22 protein-coding genes and 1 pseudogene are annotated in these 26,407 nt (G+C 43.8%); 10 read left to right on the top strand and 13 right to left on the bottom strand.

Annotated features, from left to right (window positions below; all coding sequences use genetic code 11):
• The first annotated feature begins 101 nt into the window (after window positions 1-101).
• Window positions 102-1,043: a lipoprotein NlpI gene (gene nlpI / locus L3V31_RS00750; RefSeq protein WP_237313841.1), complete on the top strand. Its 942-nt coding sequence runs from the start codon at window positions 102-104 to the stop codon at window positions 1,041-1,043.
• 85 nt (window positions 1,044-1,128) lie between these two features.
• Here nlpI and L3V31_RS00745 read toward each other — a convergent pair whose 3' ends face one another.
• Window positions 1,129-1,470, bottom strand: a complete 342-nt coding sequence (locus L3V31_RS00745) for a DUF3316 domain-containing protein (RefSeq protein ID WP_237313839.1) — start codon at window positions 1,468-1,470, stop codon at window positions 1,129-1,131.
• Window positions 1,471-1,822: 352 nt separating this feature from the next.
• Window positions 1,823-2,057 (bottom strand): annotated as a pseudogene (locus tag L3V31_RS00740) (transposase); the annotation flags it as partial.
• Between the two features lie 391 nt (window positions 2,058-2,448).
• On the opposite strand from L3V31_RS00740, the gene L3V31_RS00735 reads away from it, so the two are divergent.
• Window positions 2,449-3,342 carry a LysR family transcriptional regulator gene (locus L3V31_RS00735; RefSeq protein ID WP_237313837.1) on the top strand — a complete coding sequence of 298 codons (894 nt, stop codon included), beginning with the start codon at window positions 2,449-2,451 and terminating at the stop codon, window positions 3,340-3,342.
• Between the two features lie 117 nt (window positions 3,343-3,459).
• Here L3V31_RS00735 and L3V31_RS00730 read toward each other — a convergent pair whose 3' ends face one another.
• Together L3V31_RS00730 and fdhA are read right to left on the bottom strand one after the other, a co-directional pair.
• Entirely contained in the window at window positions 3,460-3,951 is a 492-nt protein-coding gene (locus L3V31_RS00730) for a VOC family protein (RefSeq protein WP_065303750.1), read from the bottom strand.
• Window positions 3,952-4,515: 564 nt separating this feature from the next.
• Window positions 4,516-5,718, bottom strand: a complete 1,203-nt coding sequence (gene fdhA, locus L3V31_RS00725) for a formaldehyde dehydrogenase, glutathione-independent (RefSeq protein WP_237313835.1) — start codon at window positions 5,716-5,718, stop codon at window positions 4,516-4,518.
• 583 nt (window positions 5,719-6,301) lie between these two features.
• Between fdhA and L3V31_RS00720 the strand changes: the two genes are divergently transcribed.
• A complete protein-coding gene (locus tag L3V31_RS00720) occupies window positions 6,302-7,042 on the top strand; it encodes a dienelactone hydrolase family protein (RefSeq protein WP_237313833.1) in 741 nt (246 codons plus the stop codon).
• Between the two features lie 145 nt (window positions 7,043-7,187).
• Window positions 7,188-8,033, top strand: a complete 846-nt coding sequence (locus tag L3V31_RS00715) for a CPBP family intramembrane glutamic endopeptidase (protein WP_237313831.1) — start codon at window positions 7,188-7,190, stop codon at window positions 8,031-8,033.
• 103 nt (window positions 8,034-8,136) lie between these two features.
• Here L3V31_RS00715 and L3V31_RS00710 read toward each other — a convergent pair whose 3' ends face one another.
• From L3V31_RS00710 to dgcN, 3 genes are read right to left on the bottom strand one after another with little or no spacing between them, the layout of a single operon-like run.
• The gene (locus L3V31_RS00710; RefSeq protein ID WP_237313829.1) at window positions 8,137-8,994 is read right to left on the bottom strand and encodes a D-amino-acid transaminase; all 858 of its coding nucleotides are present in this window, start codon (window positions 8,992-8,994) and stop codon (window positions 8,137-8,139) included.
• 10 nt (window positions 8,995-9,004) lie between these two features.
• Window positions 9,005-9,979, bottom strand: a complete 975-nt coding sequence (dgcA, locus tag L3V31_RS00705) for an N-acetyl-D-Glu racemase DgcA (RefSeq protein WP_237313826.1) — start codon at window positions 9,977-9,979, stop codon at window positions 9,005-9,007.
• A complete protein-coding gene (dgcN, locus tag L3V31_RS00700; RefSeq protein WP_237313823.1) occupies window positions 9,979-10,983 on the bottom strand; it encodes an N-acetyltransferase DgcN in 1,005 nt (334 codons plus the stop codon). The genes dgcA and dgcN overlap by 1 nt, the downstream gene beginning before the upstream one ends.
• Window positions 10,984-12,046: 1,063 nt before the next feature.
• Between dgcN and alr the strand changes: the two genes are divergently transcribed.
• A complete protein-coding gene (gene alr, locus L3V31_RS00695; protein ID WP_237313821.1) occupies window positions 12,047-13,126 on the top strand; it encodes an alanine racemase in 1,080 nt (359 codons plus the stop codon).
• Window positions 13,127-13,195: 69 nt separating this feature from the next.
• On the opposite strand, the gene L3V31_RS00690 is transcribed toward alr, so the two are convergent.
• Together L3V31_RS00690 and L3V31_RS00685 are read right to left on the bottom strand one after the other, a co-directional pair.
• On the bottom strand, window positions 13,196-15,286 hold the full coding sequence (locus L3V31_RS00690) for a sodium:proton antiporter (protein WP_237313819.1): 2,091 nt from the start codon (window positions 15,284-15,286) through the stop codon (window positions 13,196-13,198).
• A 158-nt stretch (window positions 15,287-15,444) separates the two neighbouring features.
• Window positions 15,445-15,627: a hypothetical protein gene (locus L3V31_RS00685; RefSeq protein ID WP_237313816.1), complete on the bottom strand. Its 183-nt coding sequence runs from the start codon at window positions 15,625-15,627 to the stop codon at window positions 15,445-15,447.
• 299 nt (window positions 15,628-15,926) lie between these two features.
• Between L3V31_RS00685 and L3V31_RS00680 the strand changes: the two genes are divergently transcribed.
• Together L3V31_RS00680 and L3V31_RS00675 are read left to right on the top strand one after the other, a co-directional pair.
• Window positions 15,927-16,928 carry a permease gene (locus tag L3V31_RS00680; protein WP_237313814.1) on the top strand — a complete coding sequence of 334 codons (1,002 nt, stop codon included), beginning with the start codon at window positions 15,927-15,929 and terminating at the stop codon, window positions 16,926-16,928.
• A 9-nt stretch (window positions 16,929-16,937) separates the two neighbouring features.
• Entirely contained in the window at window positions 16,938-17,174 is a 237-nt protein-coding gene (locus L3V31_RS00675) for a thioredoxin family protein (RefSeq protein WP_237313812.1), read from the top strand.
• A gap of 48 nt (window positions 17,175-17,222) precedes the next feature.
• Here L3V31_RS00675 and L3V31_RS00670 read toward each other — a convergent pair whose 3' ends face one another.
• From L3V31_RS00670 to L3V31_RS00660, 3 genes are read right to left on the bottom strand one after another with little or no spacing between them, the layout of a single operon-like run.
• Window positions 17,223-18,548, bottom strand: coding sequence for a TRAP transporter large permease subunit (locus L3V31_RS00670; protein ID WP_237313810.1), 1,326 nt, complete (start codon window positions 18,546-18,548; stop codon window positions 17,223-17,225).
• Window positions 18,538-19,164 carry a TRAP transporter small permease gene (locus L3V31_RS00665; RefSeq protein WP_237313808.1) on the bottom strand — a complete coding sequence of 209 codons (627 nt, stop codon included), beginning with the start codon at window positions 19,162-19,164 and terminating at the stop codon, window positions 18,538-18,540. Before L3V31_RS00665 ends, L3V31_RS00670 begins: the two co-directional genes overlap by 11 nt.
• Before the next feature lie 60 nt (window positions 19,165-19,224).
• The gene (locus L3V31_RS00660) at window positions 19,225-20,241 is read right to left on the bottom strand and encodes a TRAP transporter substrate-binding protein (protein WP_237313806.1); all 1,017 of its coding nucleotides are present in this window, start codon (window positions 20,239-20,241) and stop codon (window positions 19,225-19,227) included.
• Window positions 20,242-20,449: 208 nt separating this feature from the next.
• Here L3V31_RS00660 and L3V31_RS00655 point away from each other — a divergent pair, with 208 nt between their 5' ends.
• The 3 genes from L3V31_RS00655 to L3V31_RS00645 all read left to right on the top strand — a co-directional run bounded on the left by L3V31_RS00655 (window position 20,450) and on the right by L3V31_RS00645 (window position 25,115).
• On the top strand, window positions 20,450-21,877 hold the full coding sequence (locus L3V31_RS00655; protein WP_237313804.1) for an NAD-dependent succinate-semialdehyde dehydrogenase: 1,428 nt from the start codon (window positions 20,450-20,452) through the stop codon (window positions 21,875-21,877).
• Between the two features lie 39 nt (window positions 21,878-21,916).
• On the top strand, window positions 21,917-23,191 hold the full coding sequence (gabT, locus tag L3V31_RS00650) for a 4-aminobutyrate--2-oxoglutarate transaminase (RefSeq protein ID WP_237313801.1): 1,275 nt from the start codon (window positions 21,917-21,919) through the stop codon (window positions 23,189-23,191).
• 100 nt (window positions 23,192-23,291) lie between these two features.
• On the top strand, window positions 23,292-25,115 hold the full coding sequence (locus L3V31_RS00645; protein WP_237313799.1) for a PLP-dependent aminotransferase family protein: 1,824 nt from the start codon (window positions 23,292-23,294) through the stop codon (window positions 25,113-25,115).
• 117 nt (window positions 25,116-25,232) lie between these two features.
• Here L3V31_RS00645 and L3V31_RS00640 read toward each other — a convergent pair whose 3' ends face one another.
• Window positions 25,233-26,363, bottom strand: a complete 1,131-nt coding sequence (locus L3V31_RS00640) for a 5-methyltetrahydropteroyltriglutamate--homocysteine S-methyltransferase (protein ID WP_237313797.1) — start codon at window positions 26,361-26,363, stop codon at window positions 25,233-25,235.
• Window positions 26,364-26,407: the final 44 nt, after the last annotated feature.

Here is a 26,407-nt window from a genome sequence, read left to right as displayed (position 1 = left end):
TGAGTATTTAATTAATAACTAGAAAATTGGTTATTTTTTGTGCTATAAAGGTGCTCAGTTGACTCCCAAACTGATTCTGGGAGTAAAATTGGAGTAAAGATATGGTCAAATGGTATAAGTTTTATAGTTTAGGTGCGCTGATTGTTTTGACAGGATGTAACCCTGTTGATGAAGATATTTCCCAAGCAAGCTCAACCCGAAATGAACAACAATTAGTTTATCCAGCTATGGCTGTACCATTGCAACCGAATGCAATGGCAGAGGCTAACATTGCAAAACTAAATCATCTCCTGACAGATAAAGAACTTAACGACGAATCTCGTGCCGAAATCTATTTAAAACGAGGCCTCTATTACGATCAGATAGGGCTAAGAGATTTAGCTAGTACAGACTATGCCAAGTCACTGCAGATAAACCCACGACAACCTGATATCTATAATCTGCTTGGGATGTACTACACCCAACTTAGTCAGTTTGATGCTGCCTATGACGCATTTTATTCATCTCTTGAGTTGGATCCGAATAATAAGCAAGCCATATATAACCGTGCAATTGCACTTTATTATGGAGGAAGACCAGAACTTGCACTGGAAGATATGAAAGCTTTCCATGAGGACAGCCCCAATGATCCTTTCCGTGCCATCTGGTTATATATTATAGAATCTGACGTTGATAAGCCTTCAGCAACGGCAAAGTTACAAGAGAGTTATAAAAACCGAACCGATGAATGGGGTTGGGTGTTAGCAGGTATACTGCTGAACGAAATATCGGAAGAAAATGCAGTCAAACTGGTTACTAATAGCACAGCAGACAATAAAGTGATGGCACAGCGACTTACTGAAGCTTATTTTTATTTAGGTAAGTACTACATGGAACATGGAGACATGAACCGAGCTCTGTCAGTGTACAAGTTAGCTATATCTTTGAACGTATGCAGTTATAATGAGCATAGCTATGCATTTTTAGAGTTAGAACGTATTTCGAAAGAATTTAAAGCTGCAAAAGAAACGGGTAATACAGAAAAATTTGTTAGTTTAAACTAATGCCATCTGAAGATACCCAAATAGAAAAGGCGAATAACTCAATGAGTTATTCGCCTTTTATTAATTCAGATAACTGAAGGGAAGGTTAGCGACTACCTTCTCTAACTTTGTAGTTGAAATCAACGTCAACAACAGCACGATATTGAATAGTACCTCGAGATACAGGTATTTCCTCAACCCTCACTTTAGCACTTTCTACATGCATACTGCTTCCGATGACAGTCTGACCAGAAGGGTTTAGTTTCCAGCGTAACTGGTTATCGTTTGCGTTCGCCAGTGCGTCATACATATTAAAGCCAGCATCTATCGCTTCCTGCTTACTAGCAAATGTATCCGAATATAGTGTCTTGTTATTTTGAACTATCCGTTCACCAGCAGACGCGGTAAACGCAAAAAACATACATACGATTGTTATTAACGCTTTCATAATAGCACCTTACAATGAACAGGATATTAGGCACACACAAAGACTAAGTTCCGATTCATTTGTTCTTAAAATCATCCTGATAGTAATCTTTGTCACAATCTTGCAAGCTTTCTGCTACCTGAAGATGACAAAACTGCTATCTGAAAATGAAAAAATCAATTTCGCCTTGTATGGATGTCCTCCAAAAAACAGAGGATCCATACTTAAAAAGTAGCATCAATTTGACCTCGATCAAGTTTTGCGGCTTATTTATTAAGCATTCTGTCAATTGTTGGCTGGTGAAAGATAATCATTTTTGATTTTAAACTCTTAGTGATTATTTTGTATCCGGCCCATGCTCCCACGGGACGATTTGGTTTTTCGCTAATGCGACATCCGCTTTATCGGATTTATCTTTACCCTGAAGCTTCTTCGTATCCATAAACTTACGACGATCGTGCGCGAAGAAACCCACATTGGCATCTGTCTTAGGCACCATAGCCATCGCTTTGCAAATCGGCGGCGTATCCGCCTAAGAAGTCCATCGGACAGGCTCTCGCACGGTTGTTTTGATAGTCGAACAAGACGATGTTTTTCATGTCAGAAAGTGCGGTTTATGGCGCGCTTACGAAGGGTGTGTTTTTTCATTGTTATATATGGCATTACAGCACGTATTATTCTTGGAAATGGGAAGAGTAGGTTGGTGAACGGATACAAAAACTTGAAGATAGAGTTTGTGACTTATCCACTGATAAACGAGGTTGGTGGTTGTTTTCTATACAAATGGTTGTCCGAAGAAGTCTAAAAGTCAGTCTTTCTAAAGTTATGAGCCATCTTGCAATCTAATCTTCCAACCTTTCATTAACCTATTTGACTATAGCGGGTTTAACTTCGTCATGAACCTGTGGTTCTCTCTGAGCGATAGCGACACAAGGGCGGTTTTCTGTATAATTAATGGTTATTGAAAATGCATTTATTAATAATTATTGGTTACTAATCATGCTTAATCCTATTTGGCTAAACACTTTTAAAACATTGGTCGATGTCGGACACTTCACTAAAACGGCCGAGTTACTCCACATGACGCAACCAGGGGTAAGCCAGCACATAAATAAACTAGAAGCCGCGTGCGGTTATCCTCTGATAAAGAGATTTAACAAGAAGTTTGAGTTAACCATCTATGGGCGTAAAGTTTACGATTATGCTGTCAAACACTTTGAAGAAGAGTTTGAGTTATTACAGAATTTGGCACACGACGAACCTTTCCGAGGTCGATGTACTATTGGCTGTTCGGGAACTTTCGCTTGGTTGATTTATTCACAATTACTTTCTTTGCAAGCGAGTTATCCAGACTTATCCATTGAGTTAGAAGCAACACCAAACCAACGTATATTTGAGCAGATACTGCAGGGAAAATTGGATATAGGTCTAGTGACAAAAGAGCCTAACCCCAAATATTTCGCGAGCCGTATTGTTGGTGCGGAATGTCTTGCTCTTGTGCTGCCGCTTTCCGCAGACGAAAGCTTGCCGATAAATGAAATGTTAATGGAGTTGGGAGTCGTTCGTCATCCAGATTTGGCTCACTATTTCCAAACTTATGTTGATCAAGCGAATAATGATTTGCTTCGTTTGGTCGATTTAGAGGATGTTTCGACACAAAGCTACATTAACCAAGTGCATCAAATATTGGTTCCTATTGCTAAGGGGATCGGTTTTACGGTGGTTCCTCGATGGTGCGTCAACCTGTTCGCAGACAAAGAACAGCTAAAAATATTTGATATTACCGCAGATATACAAGAGCCTGTTTACTTGATTAGCAAACTTAATTCACCACTTGCTAGGCGTTATGAGCAGATCATTAAAGTTATCGAGAACTCTTTTGATATAGTTTGATGAGAGTTAAGAACAATTATTCAGAAGAGATTAGCTTTTTTGGCCTTATCTCTGACCTAGGAATGAATACAAAAAAAAGGTTGGCATCAGGGCCAACCTTTTGCTTTACGTTTTTACTTATTCATAGTCGGAAGCGTAAGTATCTTCGTAAGAGTGTGAGTAAAACTCAAACAGGTTGCCAAACGGGTCTTCTAGGTAAACCATTTGTGCTTGTTTTAGCTCGTCTTCTGGATGGTAACGCATGATGTCCATACGAACTTTACCGCCATACTCTTCAACACGTTTGATTGCCGTATCAAACTGTTCTTTTGGTAGCTGTAAGCAGAAGTGGAAGATACCTAGGCGAGAGAAGTCTACTTCATGACGTTCTTGACGATCTTTCATCTCAAACAGTTCAACGCCGATACCATCTGTTGTTACCAAGTGAGCGATGTTAAAGCCTTTAAAACCTTCACCGAACACCGCAATGCACATACGGCCAATCGCAGATTCTCGTTCTTCAATCACTTTAGTGTTGTTCATTACAATGCGAAGACCAAGCGCTTTAGTATAGAACTCAACCGCTTTGTCCATATCACCAACCATGATACCTACGTGATTCATTTTCATAATTTGCTCCCTATACCGTTAATTTTTCAGCTTTGTTTCGACAGAAGGGAGTATATGGAGATAGGCGGATTAATTAAAATTATCATTTGTTTTTAAAATGATAATTTAAAATTATAACTAGAAGAAAAACGTCAGATAGATCCGCGCTAGAACTAAATCAAAACCCGTTGAAATGTATCTGTTCAAAAACTTTATCTAGTCAAGGAAATCTGGCCGAAGACTGGATACGATATTATATCTAAGTAGGTCGACATAGTGACTTAAATGATTCGACACCTAGGTTATTGGTGAGCGCACCAAGCGGTCTAGCCAGTGGATGGAGAAGAGACAGCAATTGAAAGCGGCAAGTCTGACTGCAGGTGGAGACTAAGGCCTTTTGTTTTATCGGATGCCGGGTTAACCGTTCTACTCAATTTTACGCTTATACGGACCAGACGAAGAGATTAATAGCGGAAAATACCAAATGCCGGAAATAGTAAAAGTGAAATAAATTACCTTCGAAAAAAGCGCTCAACCTAACTGGTTGAGCGCTTTTTTATACCTGAAGAGCTATCTCTGGTGATGTTAAGAGCTAAACTCTCCGTGTGGGTCAATGACAAATTTCTTAGCCGCACCACCATCAAAATCTGCGTAACCTTGCGGTGCTTGGTCGAGTGAAATCATTTGCACGTTGACGGCATCAGCGATTTTCACTTTGTCGAACAAAATTGATTGCATCAGACCACGGTGATACTTCATTACCGGGCATTGACCAGTATGGAACGAGTGAGACTTCGCCCAGCCTAGACCAAAACGCATGCTCAGTGCACCTTCTCTTGCTGCTTCGTCCTGTGCACCCGGATCGTCCGTAACATAAAGACCAGGTATGCCAATTGAACCGCCGGCACGAGTTACTTGCATTGCTGAGTTGAGTACCGTCGCTGGTGCTTCTTGAGTATGGCCACCACAGCCACATCCATGCGCTTCGAAACCAACACAGTCCACAAAACAATCAACCTCACGTTCATTGAGAATGGCTTCAATTTTGTCTTCCATACTGCCATCTTCGCGTAGGTCAATGGTTTCGCAACCAAAACTACGTGCTTGCTCTAGACGATCGGGGATCATGTCCCCAACGATAACACAAGCTGCGCCAAGTAGTTGAGCCGATACTGCAGCTGCCAGACCCACAGGACCTGCACCTGCAATATAAACGGTGGAACCCGGGCCAACGCCAGCGGTTACACAGCCGTGGAAACCCGTTGGGAAGATATCAGAGAGCAGAGTTAAATCCTGAATTTTCTCTCTTGCCTGATCCGGATCTGGGAATTTAAGCAAGTTAAAGTCCGCATATGGCACCATCACGTATTCAGATTGGCCACCGACCCAGCCGCCCATATCAACATAACCGTATGCCGCACCAGGACGAGCAGGGTTTACGTTGAGACAGATACCAGTCATACCAGCTTTACAGTTTCGGCATCGACCACAAGCAATGTTAAACGGTACTGAAACGATATCGCCTACATCAACAAATTCGACATCGCGGCCTTTTTCTAAAATGATCCCCGTGATTTCGTGACCGAGTACTAAGCCTTCCTCAGCGGTCGTACGTCCACGTACCATATGTTGGTCGCTGCCACAGATATTGGTCGTCAGCACTTTAAGGATTACGCCGTGTTCACACTTACGATTGCCTAACGCGAGTTCCGGATATGGGATTGACTCGACAGCAACTTTACCCGGCCCTTTGTAGACAACGGCACGGTTTGATTTTTCGTAGGACATAAGGTCTCCTTGTTGAGGCTTATTATAGTTGTAGTGGTTCCTTTACCAGTGAAATCTGTCAACGATGACTTCAGCTTTAAAGCTCCAATTTTTCAAACCTTTAGGACGGGTTGGTCCGGGGTGAAAACAGCGTTTCAGCTCATGTTAGCCAAGATTTAATGGTGCTTTTGTTTGACTTTCGTATCGGAGAATAGCGCTCACGGAATGCACATATATGTCGCATTGCGCCGCATTTTGGTGCGTTTACGACGAGATTAGGATAAGAACATTGATGCTGAGATCAAGCTCACAACTGTGTAATAAAGTGGGCTAGGGCGATTAAACATATCAAAATATAAACACGTTGCTTGTCGGTTTAGAACAAATGAAGTCGGGTTGTTATCCTGACATTGCTCATTTGCACATCACGGAAGACTGCTAGGAGGATACGCCTCTGATGCTGTTTAACTTGATCATTTCGTTCGTTTCGCTGGTATAAATGGCTTGAACGAGTCGCAAAGTTTCATCTTCAAATGGCTGTTCCTTTTTGAGGATGTACTAAGCTACTTATTCCACTATTAACATAATACAGAAGGGAATTATTATGAAAATCAAGCCCATTGGGTTATCACTTCTTGCAGCAGTCGGCAGCTGCTCTGTTTCCGCTGGTGAGAACGTGGTTTACCAAGTTGGCGATGTTTCTTATGAAGGGTATTGGGCTAAAGTCGACGATAATGCACCGCTCGTGTTGTTGGTCCACGACTGGGACGGGCTGACCGAGTATGAAGAAAAGAGAGCGAAAATGCTCAACGAGATGGGATACAACGTCTTTGCTGCAGATCTCTTTGGTCAAGGTGTCCGACCATCCAAGGTGGAAGATAAAAGGCAGCACACAGGCGAACTGTATAAAGACAGAGATAAGTTAAGAAAGTTAATGAGCGCTAGCTTAACAGAGGCAGGGAAGCTGGGTGGTGATTTAGACAACACGGTTGTGATGGGGTATTGCTTTGGTGGTGCGGCAGTATTGGAGTCGGCAAGAGCAGGCATGAATGCTAAAGGCTTCGTCACTTTCCATGGAGGACTCAAAACACCGGAAGATCAAAGCTACGCAAACACAAAGGCTCCGGTACTTATTCTTCATGGCACAGCTGATAAGGCCATACCAATGAGTGAATTTGCTCAGTTGGCGGACGAACTCGAGCAGAACAAGGTTCCACACGAAATGGTGGCCTATGGCGGTGCGCCTCATGCCTTTACCGTTTGGGATTCAGACCGCTATCGTAAAGATGCGGATGACAAGTCTTGGCAAGCGTTCTCAAGTTTTTTAACCGCGAACACCAAGTAAACTCAGTTTAGGTCAATACACACTCATCATTCCTTAGGACCTAAGGGGCTACCAAGATTAACGGTAGCCCTCTTACTGTCTGTATTTCTTTCCTTTACAATTCAACCTTGATTCACTGAAGCGCAATCAGCAAAAGGATATTTTCATGCTTCTTGACGGCACTGTTTGGGTATGTCTTCCCCTCTTGGTGGCGATAGCGATGGCTTTTACTCGACATCAAATGGTTTCGTTACTGTTGGTAATCGTGACTCTAGTCGGTGCGCTTATCGTCAAGCGGCTCGAATTTATCGCGTTTATTACCTCATTGTTTGTGCTCGCTACCGCTGACCAATTACCGAGGCTTGCTAACAACCAACCAGGAAAGTGGATTTACTATTGTGGTTGGGCGCTAGTACTTAGTTGGTGTGCAATGTTATTTACTCACATCATACCGGGGTTTCATAACCTACAAGTGCTCGATGATGTTAAGTCAGGTCCACAAAGTATCCCGTTTTCGATGTATTTGAATTTGGATAAACCACTAGCCTTTTTTGCACTTCTTTTCGCTTACCCGAAGTTACTGGGGGAAGCAAAGCGAGTCGAACTTAAATCTCTTTTGTTTATTCTCGTTCCACTTCTTGGCTTATTGCCTGTCGCAAGTTCTTTTGGGGCTTTAAAATCTGAACTAAGTCTGCCTGATTGGTGGTGGTTATTTGCTGTTAATAACTTAATGATTACCTGTGTCGCTGAAGAAGCATTATTCCGCGGGTGGATACAGCAGTCACTAAGTCGTCGTTTTAGCTGGAAAATTGGTGTGGCAGTAGCGAGTACTCTGTTTGGGTTTGCGCATATTGCTGGTGGTGGATTACTTGTCGTATTTGCTGCGCTTGCGGGGTTAGGTTACGGATTGATTTTCCATGTTACTGGTCGACTATGGTGTGCGGTTTTAGCGCACTTTCTGTTTAACTTTGTGCATCTGGTTTTCTTTACGTATCCAGCAGTCGTACACTGATTGGTAATTGCTATCGAGTGACTGATTGGTTTGGAAAAGAGATTCAACCGTGGCCAATGTTATTTGGCCACAATGGTTGAAATGGTTGAATAGTGTGGAGAGGTTAAACCGCGAGTTCTTTCGATGTTTTAATATAAATTTCGCGCAGCCTTAATGCTATTTCACCAGGTTTAGCACTGCCAATCGGCTTATCATCGATTGCTACGACAGGCCACACAAATGTCGTTGCCGAGCTGATAAACGCCTCTTTCGCCTGATAAGCCTCTTCAATCGTGAAAAATCGTTCTTCAATGGTTAAATTCAGTTCTTTAGCAAGAGTCATTAATGACGCTCGAGTGATGCCGTGCAGAATATCATTACTCAGAGGACGAGTGACCAGCACATCATCTTGTGTGACGATGTACGCATTACTTGACCCACCTTCAGTGACATGGCCATCTTCAATCAGCCACGCGTCCTCCGCACCTGCATTGTGTGCGACTTGTTTCGCCAGGCATGCTGGTAACAAGCTGGTCGTTTTAATATCACGACGGCGCCAGCGGATATCATCAAACGAAATGACTTTAATCCCTGTCTGAGCTTTAGGGCTGTTGATGAGGTCTCGCGACTGAGTAAACAACACCAGTGTTGGTTCAATCTTGTCACTGTATGAAAAGTCACGGTCACCTTCATTGCCGCGAGTTAACTGGAGATAGATACCACCTTCCACTAGGCCGTTTTTTTCAATCAGCTGGCGTTGAATATCCATCAACTGTTCACCAGTGACTGGCATCTTAATGCCCAGCTCTTTAGAAGAGCGTTCTAAGCGGGCTAGGTGACCTTCGTGATCGATCAATTTACCATCTAATACTGCGGTTACTTCATAGACGGCGTCAGCAAAGAGGAATCCTCTGTCAAATATGGAGATTTTTGCTTCACTTTCCGCAATAAACTCTCCGTTGAGGTATACAAGTCTTTCCATTACTTTCCCCTTATCCCCACAATTCTCTGTCGAAAGGCAGCATCGAATTATTTTCGAATTCAAAGCCATTTTCGATATCTTCACTGAGCAGCAGTGGACCATCTAAATCTACAACTTCTGCTCCTTGGGCGACGACAAATGCTGGCGCCATACTTAATGAAGATGCCACCATGCATCCGACCATAATACGTAACCCTGCCGTTTCAGCCTGTTCTTTGAGTGCCAGAGCTTCAGTTAATCCGCCCGTTTTATCGAGCTTTATATTGACCATGTCATAGCGACCAATGATCTTTTGAAGACTCTTTCGGTCATGACAAGACTCGTCGGCACAAATTGCGATCGGACGTTCAAGATCATCCAATATATGATCTTCATCTGCATGAAACGGCTGCTCAATCATGGAAACATCCAGCTTTAATAATTCAGGTATGAGCTGATTATAGGTTTCTAACGTCCATGCTTCGTTGGCATCTAGAATAATCGCAGAGTTGGGCGCACCACGACGGACCGCTCGAACACGCTCAAGATCTTCTGCACCACCTAATTTCAGTTTAAGCATTGGTCTATGAGAATGCTCAACTGCCTTTTTCTCCATATTTTCTGGGGTATCCAAGGAGAGGGTGTACGCTGTGGTCAGTTCACCTGCGGTTAATCCAACTTTATCCCAGATAGATTGGTTTGCTGTTTTACACTCCAAATCCCACAGAGCACAGTCGACGGCATTGCGCGCTGCGCCCGATGGCAATAGCTGTTGTAACTCTTCTCGGCTTATCCCAGCTTCAATTTTAGGGATGATGCTTTCTATCTCTGCCAACACATTTTGAATAGATTCACCGTATCGGCCATAAGGTACACATTCGCCACGCCCTTTGAAACCTTGGTGCTTCATTTCAACAATGATGGTTTCTGCGTGGGTTTTACTGCCCCTAGAGATAGTAAAACTACCCAGAATCGGCCAACTTTTCGTATAAAGACTAACCTTCATTACAGCTCCGCTAATTTATCTACAATACGTGATACGCCTTGACGGAAAGGGTCGACAACTGGCAAGCCCACTTCAGACTCAACGCTATCCATGTATTCCATTGCTTCGTTTTCAGACAGCCCTGAAGTATTGATTGAGATACCGACAAATTGGACATTTGGGTTGGTGAGTTTCGCGGTGGCAATATTGGCTTCCATACACGTTTTGATATCAGGCAGTGGATAATCAGGAAGGCCACGCATATGGGTGCGAGTAGGCTCATGACATAAAACTAAAGCGTCTGCTTGCGAGCCATGAATTAGGCCCGTCGTAACGCCTGCAAATGAAGCATGGAATAACGAACCTTGGCCCTCTATGACATCCCAATGCTGTGGATCATTTTCTGGCGCGATGGTTTCAATAGCGCCGGCAATGAAATCGGCAACAACGCAGTCTGCACTCACACCATCACCCGTAATTAGAATGCCCGTTTGACCGGTGGCGCGAAAATCGGCATTGATGCCTCGCGCTTTCATTTCTTTTTCAATCGCCAGAGAGGTATACATTTTGCCTACGGAGCAGTCTGTACCTACCGTTAGTAAGCGTTTACCTGAACGTTTCTTGCCGTTTGCTACAGGGTAGGTTTGTGTTGGATAGCGAACATCGAAAAGGTGACAGCCATTTTTCTTTGCACTCTCAACCAGTTCTGGAATGTCGTTTAATTTATTATGTAAACCTGCAGCGATATCCATACCCGCGTCAAGTGCTTCGATCAGGACCGAAATCCACTCCTTAGAAATCACACCACCTCGGTTAGCGACGCCAATAACTAAAGTTTTGGCTCCCGCTTCAACGGCTTGTGCCACATTTAGATCGTCAAGGCCAACATCAGCATTACAACCTTCAAGACGTAATTGTCCAACGCAATGTTCTGGTCGCCACGTTTTGATTCCTTGTGCGACTTTCGCTGCTAAAGCATCTGCAGCATCGCCTAAAAATAATAGATAAGGTTGTTTAAGTTCCATCTTGTGTAAACTCCATGTCGTTAATTGGATTTCTTACTAGCTTTTAATCTTGCATCTCAATACAAACTACAGTGCAAAATTCGTGACATCAACTTCAGTCGATACATGAAAATATTTAAAGTATAAGCAATGAAACTCAAAAACATGCAATATATATTCAAATAAAATTACTTTATTGCATGTTTATTCAGTGGGTTTGATTTTTATAATATTCTGATTTTATCCTTTATTCCGTGATTTAAATGTCGTTTATGTGTGTGTCGGTAACAGATTGTGTTAGTACTAAGTGAATTACGCGTCTTATCTATAAAATAAGTCATGACTTATATTTCGGTCATTTATACCAATTTTAAATTGATGTATAGATGATTCTATTATGTGAGTTAATTCAAATTTTTCTGCTCGGATTTATAAATAGAACTCGATAATATTTTCTAATATTCATAATAATGCACCAAAATAATACATAATGACCACAATTGGTGCGTTATTTGTCGTTTTTGACTGTTTTCTGTCACTGTAATTCCATATTTATTTTATGGTTTTATTGGTGCTTGCTTTTATATATTAATCTGATATTTTGATTTAAATCGAAATAATATACAGGTTTTCTAGTTCCGGTTCTGAACTTATACCATGAGAGGTTATTTAGGATATTTCACTGTAAAAATCTTAATGGCTGAGTGTATGTACTGATTGGAACGATGGTCTGTATATTGCTTAATTGATATTGAGCATATTCGCGTTGAGTTTATTTAGTGGCTTAGGAAGCTTTTGTAGAAGACCGTAAATTATCGAAAAACAAAAGCTACAACCGTTATTAACCGGCTTATCAGATACAATCCAATGAATTGTGTTTGTAGAGCTGTCATGGAAGAAATTCAATACCAATTTGAATGAGAAAGTAGTCGGTTCATTGCGTGGTAAAAATCGCGTAGAGCAAGGTATAGATTGCATTAACTTGTTATTTTAATTACCGATCTCTTACCCAACCATCAGCGATTTTAACTTGCAAGAATGATGAAAAGTTTACTCCGATTGGTATATTACTGGGAAAGAGTTAATGATCACTGCTGAAGCTGTTATCAATCTAAAAGCACTTAGCGATAACTACGATGTACTTAAAAATAAATGCGCTGATAAATCTGTTGTCGCCGTGATAAAAGGTGACGCTTACGGGCATAACGCAGTAAAAACTGCAAAAACACTGACGCAAGCCGATATGTTTGCTGTGTCTCGTATCGAAGAAGCGCTAGAGCTAAGAAGCGAAGGTATTCAACAGCCAATACTGCTGCTTGAAGGCTGTTTTTGTAAAGCGGATCTTGAAACGGCTTCACGTGAAGGTTTCCATACAGCGATCCACTGCAAAGAACAGCTGGAAGATCTTAAACAGGCCGATATCACTTACCCTCTTACTGTCTGGCTCAAACTGGATACTGGGATGCATAGATTGGGGATCCATCCCTATGAACTCAGCGACTACGTTCAACAGATTGAAGCGACGAACAAACTCGCGGGACCGGTTGGTTTTATGAGCCATTTTAGCTGTGCTGACGATTTATCCTCTCCTGCGACGCAAAAGCAGATCGATCTGTTTCTGTCCCAAACCGCCGACTTCCCAGGGCCTAAAACATTAGCTAACTCAGCGGGCATTCTGTATTGGTCTGACTCCCACTTAGATTACATGAGAGCAGGCATTGCTCTTTATGGTATCTGCCCAAATGAAAATGAAACGGGTAAGGATCATGGATTACGATGTGTAATGACGCTGAACTCAAAGCTCATTGCGATACGTGAACATAAGGCGAATCAACCCGTTGGATATGGAGAAAGCTGGACGTCAGACCGTGATACCAACATTGGTGTTGTCGCGATGGGGTATGGTGACGGCTATCCCAGAAATGCACCGGAAGGTACACCTGTTTATATCAATGGGCGAATTGTTCCTATTGCTGGTCGTGTCTCTATGGATATGGTTACTGTGGATCTAGGGCCTGATGCACGTGATGCTGTCGGAGATATCGTCGAGTTTTGGGGTGACAATTTACCAATTGAAAACGTTGCGAAACATATAGGTACCATTCCATATGAGCTCGTCATCAAACTAACCAAGCGAGTTCGTAAAACTTACGTAGAAGTTTAGTTGCGGCCAGGCCTGCTTAATCAAATGATTAATTAGGTTCAAGTCTTAGAAATATTTGGGTTGGGTTTGCTAATTAGAGTCGTCAGTAGAGTGGGTGGAGTCAAGGTCAGTTCGAATGTTATCAACGGAATTCCTATAAAAGGCTGACGTGGTATGCATCAGTTGTTTTACGATCTGCTCTTTATCCGATTCACTAATAAGACGCTGCCTGACAAACTTCTCAAGGTGTGCTTTTTGAACCGTATTCAGCATGTTATGTAGCCATTTTCTATGGGCTGTCGCCGTAATAACCGGGTAGGTTTTGTCCAGTTGGCTGACCGTATCTGCGCTTTGCTGGCGCCAAGACTCCCAAACCTGAAGAACTTGTTTTTTCAAAGCGGGTTCAACAGGGTAATCGTTTAACAGAGTTTTAAGCTCGATAAGCGTTAAATCGGTAGTGAGTAATCGAGACCAAGCGAGTTCGTATTGAATGGACACATCTGACGCCGGCTTGTGTGTCCATTTATCAAACGCGCAGGTAAACCATCGCTTATGAGAAGTTTGAGTTTTTGGCTGTTGATACCTATGACGAGCAGCATCCATTTGCAAATCAAAAAACTCTCTGTGCTTTTGATAGCTTTCCATTGATATCAGGCCTTGATCATAAAGCAGATAGAGGTACTCACTCTCGATACTCAGGCCTTCCAGGATAAGCTTCTTATACAAACTTTCTGTGTCCACTTCTGTGGTGTAGAGATGTCGCAAGTTACGTTTTTCTTCATCCATATGCGCTTTTAGTGACTGCATTATTTCTTCTGGGGCTCCACTATCCGCTAACGGTGTTTTAGTCACATGAGCCAACACTTTCTCACTGGCTTTCATCGCCGATAACATAAGCTCTTTCTTGGTAATCTTCTCCTCAATGCTGGTTTCATCCAGTTTCAACCGACTCGCAAGAGGAGATAACGTCAGTCCTTGAATCAAAATGGTGAAGAATACCGCACCCATTGCGACTGCTAACAGGGTTTCTCGTTCTTCTAGAGCAAATAATGAGGTGTGTGTAATCACCAATACTGAAAGTGCCAGAGTGACTGCGCCTCTTAGTCCACCCCATAAACAGATGTGTTGGTAGGATCGAGGCAGAGAGTAGGAAAGGCGGCGAAGTCGACCGAAAAATGGCAAAATCCAGTACACAAAGCCCGCTCTTGCAGCAAGCATGCTGATGATGACTAGTAGAATATTTAACCAATGGGACGCGATCAATTCCAAGTTTAGCCACAATCCCACCAGTATAAAAATCATGGCCTTAGCGAGATCGGACAAGTAGGTCCAAAAGCTATTCAGGTACTGATTAGACTCATTACTTATCGGTAATGGTGCACTTTTTGCCAGCACCAAACCGCAAATAGTCAAAGCGATAATGCTGCTGGCATGGACAAATTGCTCAACACCGACAAAGCATCCAATTGCAGTGATAAGGGTGATGCTTATTTCGATGTAAGGATCGTCCGGCAGTGCTTTCATTAGCCAGAGAAGTAAGTGACCTGTAACGTAACCACAAAGTGCACCGACCAAAAAGACCCACGTGAATTGCCATAGCCCCGTTAGTACCATTTCTGTCGGGGTTAGGTTCATTGCGATAATCAGCACCGCGATTTTGTATGCAGCAATCACGGTCGCATCATTGAACAAACTCTCTCCCTCTACAATAGTGATGAGATCTTTAGGCGCGCCGGATTCCTTGAAAATGGCAATCGTGGCGCTGGGGTCGGTGGCACTTAGAATAATCCCAAGTATTAGGGCCGTCTGAGGCGATAAAATACCAATGAAAACAAGTGTCGCCGTTATGACTAACGTTGAGAATATGACGCCGGGAATGGCCATAATCATAATGGCGGACCAGTTGGCGGTGAATTTAGCGAAATCAAATTTATAGGCAGCCTCAAACACCAATAAGGGTAAGAAGACAAATAAGATGGTCTTCTCTGCAATATCGGGGTTGTAGAAGATGCTGATGCCAACTGGTAATTCTGGTAGTAGAGTTAAGCAAACGCCAGAAATGACCAAAACAATGGGGAAGGGGACGCGCAATGCTTTTGCGAAAAGGGACGACAGTACAGATACCGTAATTAACAGTACGATACCTAAGATCGATGATATGAAAATGTCAGGAACATTCATACTTACTGGACGTCTTATTCGTTGCGCTAAGCCTATGAATTAATAATGGTTCATCTTTGGCTAAGATTCCTGATTAATTTGAAAAGTACCTAATGTTCCTTATCGGTTTATTATTCAAGCAAGGGGAGCTGATTTCTTCAGCTATTTACTTCTTGCAACTATTTACTTTTGCAGCTAATAACGGCCGCAATGATTAACCCCAACCCTATGCCAGCAATCAGACAACCAACGAAGGCGAGCGCTGAATGTTGAATAAAGACCATTCCGACACCCAAACCAAGCAGAGTTCCACCACCAATGGCCCAGTTACTTTTATCTTTTGGGTTTGTCTCATTGTCCATTTTACAACTCCTTGGTCGTTGTATCTGTGACTAACTATAGCCAAGGATTGGGCAATGACGATATCGAAGGTTTCAACTTGGTACTTTTTATCAAACAAGACAATTAAGTGCTTGTTGTGAAAGATTAAAAAAACAACGGTGAAATACTGTCTCTAAATGATGTTAGCTTAGAGATATAGACTAGAATTAGAGTAAAAGAACTTATTTTCCAAGGTATCAGAGTGCCTTGTCTTGTGCTGTTGGCTTACTTACAAAATCGATGAGCAGACTGGTCATCGTAGTAAGTATAAGGACCCGATATGTTTGAGGTTTTTACACATCTCGCTGACTGGATAACCTACCAGCTTTTTTCTTTACAACCTAATACCAAGTTCTCGGACGCTATTCACTTTTTTATTGAAGATGTCAGTAAAATCTTAGTGCTGCTGGTCGTGATGATTTACGTGATCGCCTTGTTTAGAGCATCATTAAATGTTGAAAAAGTGCGGCATTATCTAGCAGGAAAACGTAGATGGTTTGGCTATCTTGCGGGCAGCTTCTTTGGCGCGATCACCCCGTTTTGCTCCTGTTCAAGCATTCCGATATTTTTGGGCTTTACCTCTGCGGGTATTCCAATTGGTATCACTATGGCTTTCTTGATTACCTCGCCCTTGATTAACGAAATTGCGGTGTTATTGCTATTCAGTTTACTTGGCTGGAAGTTCACTGTTATGTACGTTGTGGTAGGGATGCTGATAGGCATAGTGAGCGGCTGGCTGCTTGATGTGATCGGTGCACAGCGCTGGTTGCAGCCATTGGCATCAAAGGCGATGCGTAACGCCAAAATTCCGCAACAGAGTCATGAAGCCCAAAGTGACAATGGGAGCGCGGGAATAACGTTGTCAGAGCGACACACTTTTGCCAAGCAAGAGATGGTTGAGATTGTAAGTCGTGTTTGGAAGTGGGTGTTTATTGGCGTTGGTATTGGAGCGGGCTTACATGGTTTTGTCCCTGATGGTTGGATCGAAACTCATTTAGGAGCCGGTCAGTGGTGGTCGGTTCCGGCGTCGGTAGTTATTGGGATTCCTCTCTATTCGAATGCGACTGGTGTGATCCCCGTGATGGAAAGTTTGCTTCAAAACGGTTTGCCAATCGGTACAACATTGGCATTTTGTATGAGTACCGTCGCGGCAAGTATCCCTGAGTTTGTGATGTTGAAACAAGTTATGCAGTGGCGGCTTCTTGGTATGCTTTTTGGTATGTTGCTGCTCGCTTTTACGATGATGGGATGGATATTTAATTTACCACTGTGGCAATTTTAGGAGGTGGAGATGAAAATTTTTAAAGTGTTGGGGCCAGGCTGTTCGAACTGCGTTAATACAGCAAACTTGATTGAAAAAATAGCAGCGGAGCAAGGTGTTGACGTTGAAGTGAAGAAAATCACGGATATGGAAATCATCATGAACTACGGGGTGATGTCTACACCCGCAGTGGTGATGGACGAAGAACTGGTGCATTCTGGCGGTGTTCCTAAAGTAGACAAAGTTCAATCGTGGATAAATTCCTGATGGCAAGAAAAAAGGCTGTTATACAACAGCCTTTTCTTTTTCTGAAACCTAACCCATCACTTGATTTGGTAGCCAAGTGACCAAATCTGGGAAAACCATAACGATACACAGCACCAGCAGTTGAACCAGAATAAATGGGGTGACTGATTTATAGATATCCAACATGGTAATGCCTTTAGGCGCGATACCTTTTAAGTAGAACAGAGCGAAACCATAAGGAGGCGTTTGTACTGCGATAACAATGTTGAGGATCATCAGAACACCAAACCAGATAGGGTCGTAACCCAGTGCGACAGCGACCGGTGTAAAGATTGGCGCGCACATCAAAACTATAATGAACTCATCGATGATGAAGCCCAGAAGTAGCATGATAATCTGGAACATGATGATGATCATGATAGGTGGCAGATCGAGACTGGTTGTGATGTCTGAAACCATGCCTTGCACTCCCATCAGAAGGTGGAAGTTACTGAATACCGACGCTCCGAGGATGATCCACATCGCGACGCTGACTAAGGCTGCCGTTTGTAGCCCGGCTTTCTGAACCATTGCTGGTTTAAAGCGTTTAAACAAAATAGACAAGATAATCGCACCCACAACACCGATTGCACCGGATTCGGTAGGTGTCGCGATACCAGCGATAATACTGCCCAATACCGCAACGATCAGTAACAGAGAAGACGCGCCGTCACGAATGGTTCTGAACAGCTCATAACCTTTCGGGATCTCGATATCATTGTCGTTATCAGTATCTAGCGGTGCGCGATCTGGATTGAGTTTGCACGAAATTACCACGTAGCTAATAAGAAGCACAATGGTAATCAAAGCGGGAACCATAGCGCCAAGAAACATCTTTCCAACCGAGTTCTGGGTCGCGGATGCAAACATGATCATAGGGATACTTGGCGGAATGAGGATGCCTAAAGAGCCACCAGCCATGATTACACCTAATGCCAAGCGTTTGTCGTAGCCACGTTCTAACATCGGTTTTAATGCGATACTGCTCGATGTCATAATGCCTGCGCCGATAATACCAACCATAGCGCCAATCATTGAACACACGCCTATAACGCTGATAGCTAATGAGCCGCGAATTCGCCCAATGGCTAACTGACTGGCGTTAAACATGGCATCCCCAATACCAGAGCGAGTCAGAATCTGGCCCATGTAAATGTATAGAGGGATCGCTAAAAGGATAAAGTTGAAAAAAGTGCTCTCAACGGTAGTCGGAATAATATTAAATAAACCTTCACCCCACGTTATGTAGCCCACACCCATGGCGATTGCAGCTAATGCGAGTCCTACTTGTGCACCTAAAGCAAAAGCGGTAAGGATACAGGCCAATAACACCCCTGTAAGTACTTCAATCTCCATATGCCACTTCCTCTGTGCTTTGCTCTTTATTAAATTTTGTTGAATCGACTTTGAACGGTTGCTCTTCGAGCGAAGAGGATACGTCATGCTTCGTTGGTGAAAGAAGTTCTCTGGATGTCAGCAGGTAGAACAGGTTGCAGATGATTTGCACCGAGTACTGCGCAATAAAAATGCCTGCAGATACCGTAATCATCAGCCAGAAATGATGTAACGGTGGAGCCCATTCACTCTGAGTTCGGTAGTTAAGCTCCAGGCTTTCGAAAAACATGCCACCGCACACTTTGGCCATTACGGCTAAGAAGCCGATAGCCAATACGGCTGTTAGCAAATCGAAACAGCGTCTAACTTTTTCGGAAACCTTAGCGTGGATAATATCTACATTGATATGGGCGCCTTTTTGCTGTGCATACGCGCCACCCAGTGCTGAAATATAACCAAATAGAAACAACGATGTGTCGTATCCCCAAATGGTCGGGCGGTCCAGAACATATCTTGCGAACACTTCGTAAGCGACAACACCAGCGAGTATTGGCAGGAGGTAGGAAACAGAACGCCCAATACCTCTAACTACACTCTGAACGACTCGACAGTATCCTATGAGTATTTTTTCAATCATGTGGCCTCCTTGCAAAACAGACAAGCAGAGGCGGAGCGAACTCCACCTCTCATTTGTTTGTTACTGTTTTTCCAATATGTCGATAAGCTGTTTGGAATACTTATCTGCAGCTGCGTATTCTGCTGCGAGTGACTTACCCGCTTCTTCCCAAGCTTTTTTGTCTGCTTCAGATGGTTCTGGGCTCCATTTCAAACCTTTCGCTTCCATATCGGCGACGGCCTGAGATTCCCACAGGATAGATTTGGTCATTTGTTCTTGTGCGTGAACGGTGGTGGCCGCTTTTACGATGGCTTGCAAGTCTGGAGAAAGCTTTGCCCATGCCTTTTTGTTGACAACGATTGGTAACACCTGAGCACCAGCCAAAGGTAGAGGGTACATGTATTTCGCTACTTCGACGTGATTACCGTCGCGGTGGTCAATCATGTTAGAACCAATGGATCCGTCGATGACGCCTGTAGCCAGAGAAGTGTAGATTTCACTCCATGCAAGTGATACAGGAGAAGCGCCAAGGTTTCTCAGGAACTTGCCGTAAGCACCTGGCGCGCGAATTTTCATGCCTTTGAAGTCTTCAACAGACTTAATTTCTTCTTTAGTAATGATGTATACCGGAGGCTGAATGTAAGGATCCAACCACACCAGATTTTGAGAACCATAGGCGTCTTTTAATACTTCTGACCAACCCTTTTCGTGGAACAAGGTCGAAAGTTCGCCCACATCGTCGGTACCACCCGGTAAGCCAATCTCGACAACGCCAGCTGGGAGTTCACCCGCGTGCATAGATTGAAATGGTGCACCCATCTGGATCAGGCCAGATTTAACAGCACCCAGAATGCCCTTAGTACCAACGCCTTCGCCTGAATATAAAACCTGTACAGCGATTCGACCGTCAGACATGGTTTCAATATTTTTTGCCAGGTCTTCGTAAACTTGTCCATAAGCCGTTCCACGGCCATAAAGGTTGGCAAAGCGCCAGTTCTGCTCTGCAGCAAAACTTGCCGCTGAAGTAGCCATAGCGCCCAATCCCAGTGTCGCTGCAAGCATACTGCTTAGTAGCTTTTTACCTTTTCCCTTTAGCATAGAAAGTCCTCTTCTAAATGTTTTTCGATTCCGTTTTCGATACTCATATTAAGAGTCGAGTGCTAAAGGAATAGAACCAGTCGGTGACATACGATGGTACCAGTTTAAATTTTTATGCTGGTACCATGAATATTTTCAAACTGGTACTTAGGCACCGTTTTTTTTGTCGATAGCATTCTTCTCATAGACGAAAGTAAGAGAGTGAATTATGGACAAGGTTTCAAACCAATCCCTGTTGAAGGGAACCTGTGAAGCAAGCGATGACGCTATTGCTGTTGTGAACCCAGCAACAAATGAAGTGATTGGCTATGTTCCATCACTACAACCAGCACAAATTGAAGGGCTAATTGAGCAGTCCAAACAAGCTCAGAAATTATGGCAGGAGCGAACCGCGTCAGAGCGCTCAGCCATTTTAAAGCGTTGGTACGATCTGGTTATCGAAAACAGTGATGATCTCGCCCGCATAATGACCTTAGAGCAAGGCAAACCAGTAGCTGAAGCGAAAGGTGAAATTATTTATGGCGCATCATTTATTCAGTGGTTTGCCGAAGAAGCGAAGCGCACATACGGCGATACCATCCCGACACCAGCGGGTAACAAAAGAATCATGACAATCAAGCAGCCAATTGGTATTGCTGCAGCGATTACACCATGGAATTTCCCAACCGCGATGATCACGCGTAAAGCCGCGCCAGCATTGGCAGCAGGCTGTAGCTTTATTGTCAAACCGGCAAATCAAACTCCGCTTTCTGCCTACGCTATCGCCGAATTAGCTTATCAGGCTGGACTGCCGAAAGAGTTGCTGGTTGTGGTGAACAATCACTCTTCTGTCGCGATTGGCGATCTTTTCTGCCAACACCCAGATATTCAAAAATTGTCTTTCACTGGCTCGACTGGGGTGGGTAGCCAACTGATAAAACAGTGTGCTGACACCATCAAGCGTACATCCATGGAACTCGGCGGAAACGCGCCATTTATTGTGTTTGATGATGCCGATATTGATGAAGCGGTTAAAGGTGCGATCGCCTCTAAGTTTCGTAACGCGGGTCAAACCTGTGTCTGCGCAAACCGCTTTTATGTGCAGGATGCCGTATACGACCAATTTGTTGAAAAATTCAAAGCCGCTGTGGCTGAGCTCAAAGTCGGAAACGGTATTGAGCCTGGCGTAACAATCGGCCCGCTGATCGACAGCAAAGCGAAAGCACAGGTGATGGGCTATATCGCAACAGCCGTCGAACAAGGCGCGAATGTAGCCTTTGGCGGTGATGACCTAGGTGGATTATACGTGCAGCCAACGATTCTGACCGAAGTAACTCAGGACATGGATATTGTGCAAACTGAGCTATTTGGCCCTGTTGCACCAATCATCCGCTTTAGCAATGACGATGAGTTGGTCACGCTCGCCAACGATACGATTTACGGCTTAGCCAGTTATTTCTACACCAATACGCTGACTCGCGCATTCTCTATCGCCGAAAAGTTGGAATACGGAATGGTGGGAGTAAACGAAGGGATCATCTCAAATGAAGTCGCTCCGTTTGGTGGCGTTAAGCAATCTGGCTTTGGCCGCGAAGGCGCGAAACAAGGTATCGATGAATACTTGAACATTAAATACATCTGCCTTGGCGGAATGTAACAAACAACAGACTGACGATAGTTTTAAAGGAACAAGGCTATGACAAATTCACAATGGCAAGAGCGTAAAGAAAAAGTAGTTGCTAAGGGCATGGCAAACCTTAGCGCGGTATACATCGAGAGTGCGAAAAATGCACTTTTGACGGATATCGAAGGCAAAGAATACATCGATTTTGCCGCTGGTATTGCAGTAACGAACACGGGGCATTCTCACCCTCAAATTATTGCAGCAGTAAAAGAACAACTAGAAAAGTTCAGTCACACTTGTTCGATGGTAACCCCTTACAGCAGCTTTATTGAATTGGCAGAAAAAATCGTCGATGTTGCTCCGGGTGAAGGTGAGAAAAAAGTTGCCTTTTTAACCACGGGCGCGGAAGCGGTGGAAAATGCGGTCAAAGTGGCTCGTGCGCATACTGGTCGTAGTGGTGTGATCGCCTTTAAAGGTGGTTTTCATGGCCGAACCAATATGTGTATGGGCTTAACAGGTAAAGTGGCTCCGTATAAAGCGGGTTTTGGCCCTTTTCCGAACGAGATCTATCACCTACCGTTCCCAAATGAATACCACGGTATTAGTGAGCAAGATAGCCTAGACGCATTAGACGATTTGTTTGCGTGTGATATTGAACCAACTCGCGTTGCGGCGATGATCTTTGAGCCTATTCAAGGTGAGGGTGGTTTTTATCAAGCGCCTGCCGCTTGGGCGCAAAAGCTGAGAGAAGTTTGTGATAAGCACGGCATCGTTCTTATCTGTGACGAAATTCAGACAGGTTTTGCTCGAACTGGCAAGATGTTTGCTTCAGAATATCTTGGAATCGTTCCCGATATCATTACAATGGCAAAAGGTATCGCTGGTGGATTCCCACTATCGGGTATAGTTGGTAAAGCTGAGATCATGGATTCAGCAAATCCAGGTGGTTTAGGTGGTACTTATGCTGGTTCACCTTTGGCTTGTGTCGCTGGCATAGAGGTTCTTAACATTATTGAGTCAGAATCTTTGTGTGAAAGAGCGGAGCAGATTGGCCAAACCTTCGCCGAGTTGTTATCTGAGATGCAGAAAGAGGTGCCCCAAATTGGTGATATTCGCCAAGTTGGTGCAATGATCGCAATCGAATTTAACGACCCTGGTACTAAAGCGCCATTACCTGAACTGACGAAAAAGCTGGTTGCAAGTGCAAATAAAGCAGGCGTGGTGCTACTCTCATGTGGCGTAAAAGGAAACGTTATCCGCTTCCTGCCACCGCTAACGATTGAAGATGAACTGATCTGTAAAGGGTTAGATATCATCAAATCTGAGTTGCAGGCTTTAACTCGATAGCTGATAAAACCTTCAAAAGCGGCATTTAACGTGCTGCTTTTGAGTGGTATGGTTTAGTGACCTGAATTCAGGTTAAGTAGTTGAAGCCGGGCATGTGTAAATGGCCGGCGCAGTAAAGGCTAGGTCATTTATGCTCCAGGGTTACATTCACATCGATCCTCTCGATTCACGTACGTTACAAGAACAAATCAAAAGCAGCATCTCTCAGGCGATATTTGATGGCTTTGTTTCCAAACACCGCAGCCTTGAATCATCACGAAAGCTCGCTCAGTCCCTTTCTGTATCTCGGAACACTGTACTCAGAGTCTATGACCAACTCACTGATGAAGGTTTACTCATTTCGGTAGAGAGAAAAGGCTACTTCGTTAATCCTGAGTTAGAAGTCTCCGAAAAAAAAGCCCCTGAACGCGTACTTGAATCTGAAAGGCAACTGGATTGGGAAAAATACCTGATAGAAGGCGATGAAGCGCATGGCTCAACCGCGAATAATCTCAAGAATTATCCTTACCTCTTTGTCCATGGCCAGGTCGATGAGGATCTCTTCCCGGTATCCGAGTGGCGTAAATGCGCCATTCAATCACTGAATAAGATCAATCACAAAAGTTGGACTTCCGACGATAATGACTACCACGATCTTATTGAGCAGATTAGAACCCGTGTACTACCGAATCGCGGGATCTTTGTCGATGAGGATCAGATAGCGTTAACTCATGGTTGTCAAAACAGCTTGTATTTAATCTCCAAACTACTGGTTTCACGCTACACGAAAGTCGGCTTTGAAAATCCCGGATACCCAGAAGCCCTTCAGCAGTTCAGAGCACGGCGGGCGAACGTTCAACCGTTAGAAGTCGATAGGGAAGGTATGGTTGTCGACGACAGACTGGACTCCTGTCAGCTTGTTTACACAACACCGAGCAATCAGTTTCCTACGACGGTTAGAATGTCTTCGCAACGAAGAAAGCGATTGATGGAAAAGGCTGAACAGGAAGATTTGCTCGTTATTGAGGACGACTTTGAGCATGACATCAATTTTATCGACGATAAGTGCCCGGCCCTCCGTAGCGAATACCCGAGTGAGCGTATTATCTATATCTCTAGCTTTTCTTCGATTATTGCACCGGGCTTAAGGTTAGGGTTTATTGTGGCGTCGCCACCGCTTATTAAGCAGATAAGGCAAGTTCAGCAGCGGATGCATAGTTTACCGCCAAAGAACAACTGCCAGACGTTAGCGCTTTTCATCAGCCTTGGTTATTACGATTCGTTAATCCAGAAGATGTTGAAGAAATATCGTGAGAAGTGGTTAACCATGGAAAAAGCGTTAAACACTTATTTTCCTCAATCCGGTGTTACCCCTTCACTTGCGGGAACCGCATTTTGGATAGATTACCGTGAAGACTTTGATGCCGGTTTACTTGAGGAATTGGCGAAGGCTCATGGCATATTGATAAACAACGGTGCCAAGTATTATACGTGTGAAAAGCGTAATAACAGTTTCCGTCTCAGTTTTCAGTCGATAAAGAATGCCGATATTCGCAGCGGTATCGAGAAGCTCGCTCAGTTGGCAAAGAAAATACTACCTATTCCGCGAGTAGAAGATGCAGAAGGCGTTCGTTTAAACGGCAAGCGTATACGAGAGTTACTTTCTGACAGGGTCGTTCTGACAAGAGATTGCTTCAATATCCCATACCGAATCACCTTTCAGGCGGATGGCAAAATGACAGGGGTGTCTGATAGACCGAATGACGCGGATGAAGGTTACTGGTGGATTGAAAATAATCACTTTATGTACCAGTGGCGTAACTGTCAATTTGCGGATGTACGCAGAGTAACGGTTATTTTGGATGGCGACTCTATCAAGCGGTTTGGTGAAGATGGCTACTTTATTGGCGATGCCACGCTGATTGGTGAAACAACCCAAGCCTAGAAACTCAAAACTGAGGCTGAAACTAACGCGTAGTGGTTTGTTCAAATTAAAAAAAGTGCCGATGATTTCATCGGCACTTTGGGTTTATCGCTACAGACCTAGCCAGGCTGACGATAGTTAGTTCCACACTTGTTCAGCGATTTCTACAACGTGTTTAAGCTTGTTCCACTGGTCGTCTTCCGTAAGGATATTGCCTTCCTCTGTAGAAGCGAAACCACATTGCGGGCTTAAACGCAGTTGTTCGAGTGGAATAAATTGAGTTGCTGCTTTAACACGTGACTGAATGTACTCACTTGGTTCAAGCTCAGGTGATTTTGACGTCACCAAACCGAGTACGATAAACAAATCTTTCCTTGTGACGTGTTTAAGTGGCTCAAACCCACCAGAACGCTCGTCATCAAACTCCAGAAACAGGCCGTCGACATTTAGCTTGCCGAAAATCGTTTCAGCGGCAGCGTCATAACCACCAGAACCAAAGTAGGTAGACTGAAAGTTGCCGCGACAGATGTGCATGGTAATCAGCATATCTTTAGGCTTGTTCTTGATGGACTCGTTTAAGAGATTTGCAAAAATATCAAGTAGCTCTTCGGTTTCATATCCAAGCGCTTTGATCCCTTCAACGCCGTCTTCTGAGAAGAAAGACGCCCATGCGGTATCATCGAGCTGAAGGTAGCGACATCCTTTATCGTAAAAGGCTTGGATCGCATCTTGGTACGCAGTTACTAAGTCTTTGATAAAGAGCTCGTTGTTCGTCTCGTTATAGTAGCTCGCGGTGTTTTTGGCACGTAGAAACAGCATGTTCGGACTAGGTATCGTTTGCTTGGCAACGTGCTCTTTTGGATCCAGCAATGAATTTAGGAATTCAAAGTCAGCAAGGAATGGGTGCTGATCAGAAAAGCTAATTTTATCGATAACTCTGATGCTGTGAGTCTTAGGTTTGGTGCCTTTAAAGTTAAGTGGTGTCTCTGGTGTATAACCCTCGACGCCATTCAATCCTTCTAAAAAGTCAAAGTGCCACCAAGCGCGAGAGTATTCGCCATCGGTAATTACCTTAAGGCCCGCTTGCTTCTGTTTCTCGACGTGCTTTCGGGTCTCTTGTTTTTGAACTTCAATGAGTTGCTCTGCGCTGATTTCGTTGCTCTGCTTTTGTAAGCGTGCTTTTTTTAATGTTTCACTGCGCAGTAAACTGCCGACCTGATCGGCGTAGAAAGGTGTGGTGATAGGATTTATATTGCTTTGAACTGACATCTATTTACCTCGACGTTGAAACAAGACATTAACATGCCTCGATG

This window comes from Vibrio sp. J1-1 (assembly GCF_021728395.1).
GTDB lineage: Bacteria > Pseudomonadota > Gammaproteobacteria > Enterobacterales > Vibrionaceae > Vibrio.
The sequence above is the reverse complement of the archived record's forward strand: the minus strand, read 5'-3'. Positions and strand labels throughout refer to the sequence as shown.

Excerpts from the sequence above, each read along its gene's own strand:
- L3V31_RS00675 (WP_237313812.1), top strand. The coding sequence starts at position 16,938 with ATGAAAATTTTTAAAGTGTTGGGGCCAGGCTGTTCGAACTGCGTTAAT.
- L3V31_RS00720 (WP_237313833.1), top strand. The coding sequence starts at position 6,302 with ATGAAAATCAAGCCCATTGGGTTATCACTTCTTGCAGCAGTCGGCAGC.
- gabT (WP_237313801.1), top strand. The coding sequence starts at position 21,917 with ATGACAAATTCACAATGGCAAGAGCGTAAAGAAAAAGTAGTTGCTAAG.
- L3V31_RS00730 (WP_065303750.1), bottom strand. The coding sequence starts at position 3,951 with ATGAAAATGAATCACGTAGGTATCATGGTTGGTGATATGGACAAAGCG.
- L3V31_RS00645 (WP_237313799.1), top strand. The coding sequence starts at position 23,292 with ATGGCCGGCGCAGTAAAGGCTAGGTCATTTATGCTCCAGGGTTACATT.
- L3V31_RS00685 (WP_237313816.1), bottom strand. The coding sequence starts at position 15,627 with ATGGACAATGAGACAAACCCAAAAGATAAAAGTAACTGGGCCATTGGT.
- L3V31_RS00655 (WP_237313804.1), top strand. The coding sequence starts at position 20,450 with ATGGACAAGGTTTCAAACCAATCCCTGTTGAAGGGAACCTGTGAAGCA.
- dgcN (WP_237313823.1), bottom strand. The coding sequence starts at position 10,983 with ATGGAACTTAAACAACCTTATCTATTATTTTTAGGCGATGCTGCAGAT.
- nlpI (WP_237313841.1), top strand. The coding sequence starts at position 102 with ATGGTCAAATGGTATAAGTTTTATAGTTTAGGTGCGCTGATTGTTTTG.
- L3V31_RS00715 (WP_237313831.1), top strand. The coding sequence starts at position 7,188 with ATGCTTCTTGACGGCACTGTTTGGGTATGTCTTCCCCTCTTGGTGGCG.
- L3V31_RS00680 (WP_237313814.1), top strand. The coding sequence starts at position 15,927 with ATGTTTGAGGTTTTTACACATCTCGCTGACTGGATAACCTACCAGCTT.
- L3V31_RS00710 (WP_237313829.1), bottom strand. The coding sequence starts at position 8,994 with ATGGAAAGACTTGTATACCTCAACGGAGAGTTTATTGCGGAAAGTGAA.
- L3V31_RS00665 (WP_237313808.1), bottom strand. The coding sequence starts at position 19,164 with ATGATTGAAAAAATACTCATAGGATACTGTCGAGTCGTTCAGAGTGTA.
- fdhA (WP_237313835.1), bottom strand. The coding sequence starts at position 5,718 with ATGTCCTACGAAAAATCAAACCGTGCCGTTGTCTACAAAGGGCCGGGT.
- L3V31_RS00640 (WP_237313797.1), bottom strand. The coding sequence starts at position 26,363 with ATGTCAGTTCAAAGCAATATAAATCCTATCACCACACCTTTCTACGCC.
- L3V31_RS00660 (WP_237313806.1), bottom strand. The coding sequence starts at position 20,241 with ATGCTAAAGGGAAAAGGTAAAAAGCTACTAAGCAGTATGCTTGCAGCG.
- alr (WP_237313821.1), top strand. The coding sequence starts at position 12,047 with ATGATCACTGCTGAAGCTGTTATCAATCTAAAAGCACTTAGCGATAAC.
- dgcA (WP_237313826.1), bottom strand. The coding sequence starts at position 9,979 with ATGAAGGTTAGTCTTTATACGAAAAGTTGGCCGATTCTGGGTAGTTTT.
- L3V31_RS00690 (WP_237313819.1), bottom strand. The coding sequence starts at position 15,286 with ATGAATGTTCCTGACATTTTCATATCATCGATCTTAGGTATCGTACTG.
- L3V31_RS00670 (WP_237313810.1), bottom strand. The coding sequence starts at position 18,548 with ATGGAGATTGAAGTACTTACAGGGGTGTTATTGGCCTGTATCCTTACC.
- L3V31_RS00745 (WP_237313839.1), bottom strand. The coding sequence starts at position 1,470 with ATGAAAGCGTTAATAACAATCGTATGTATGTTTTTTGCGTTTACCGCG.
- L3V31_RS00735 (WP_237313837.1), top strand. The coding sequence starts at position 2,449 with ATGCTTAATCCTATTTGGCTAAACACTTTTAAAACATTGGTCGATGTC.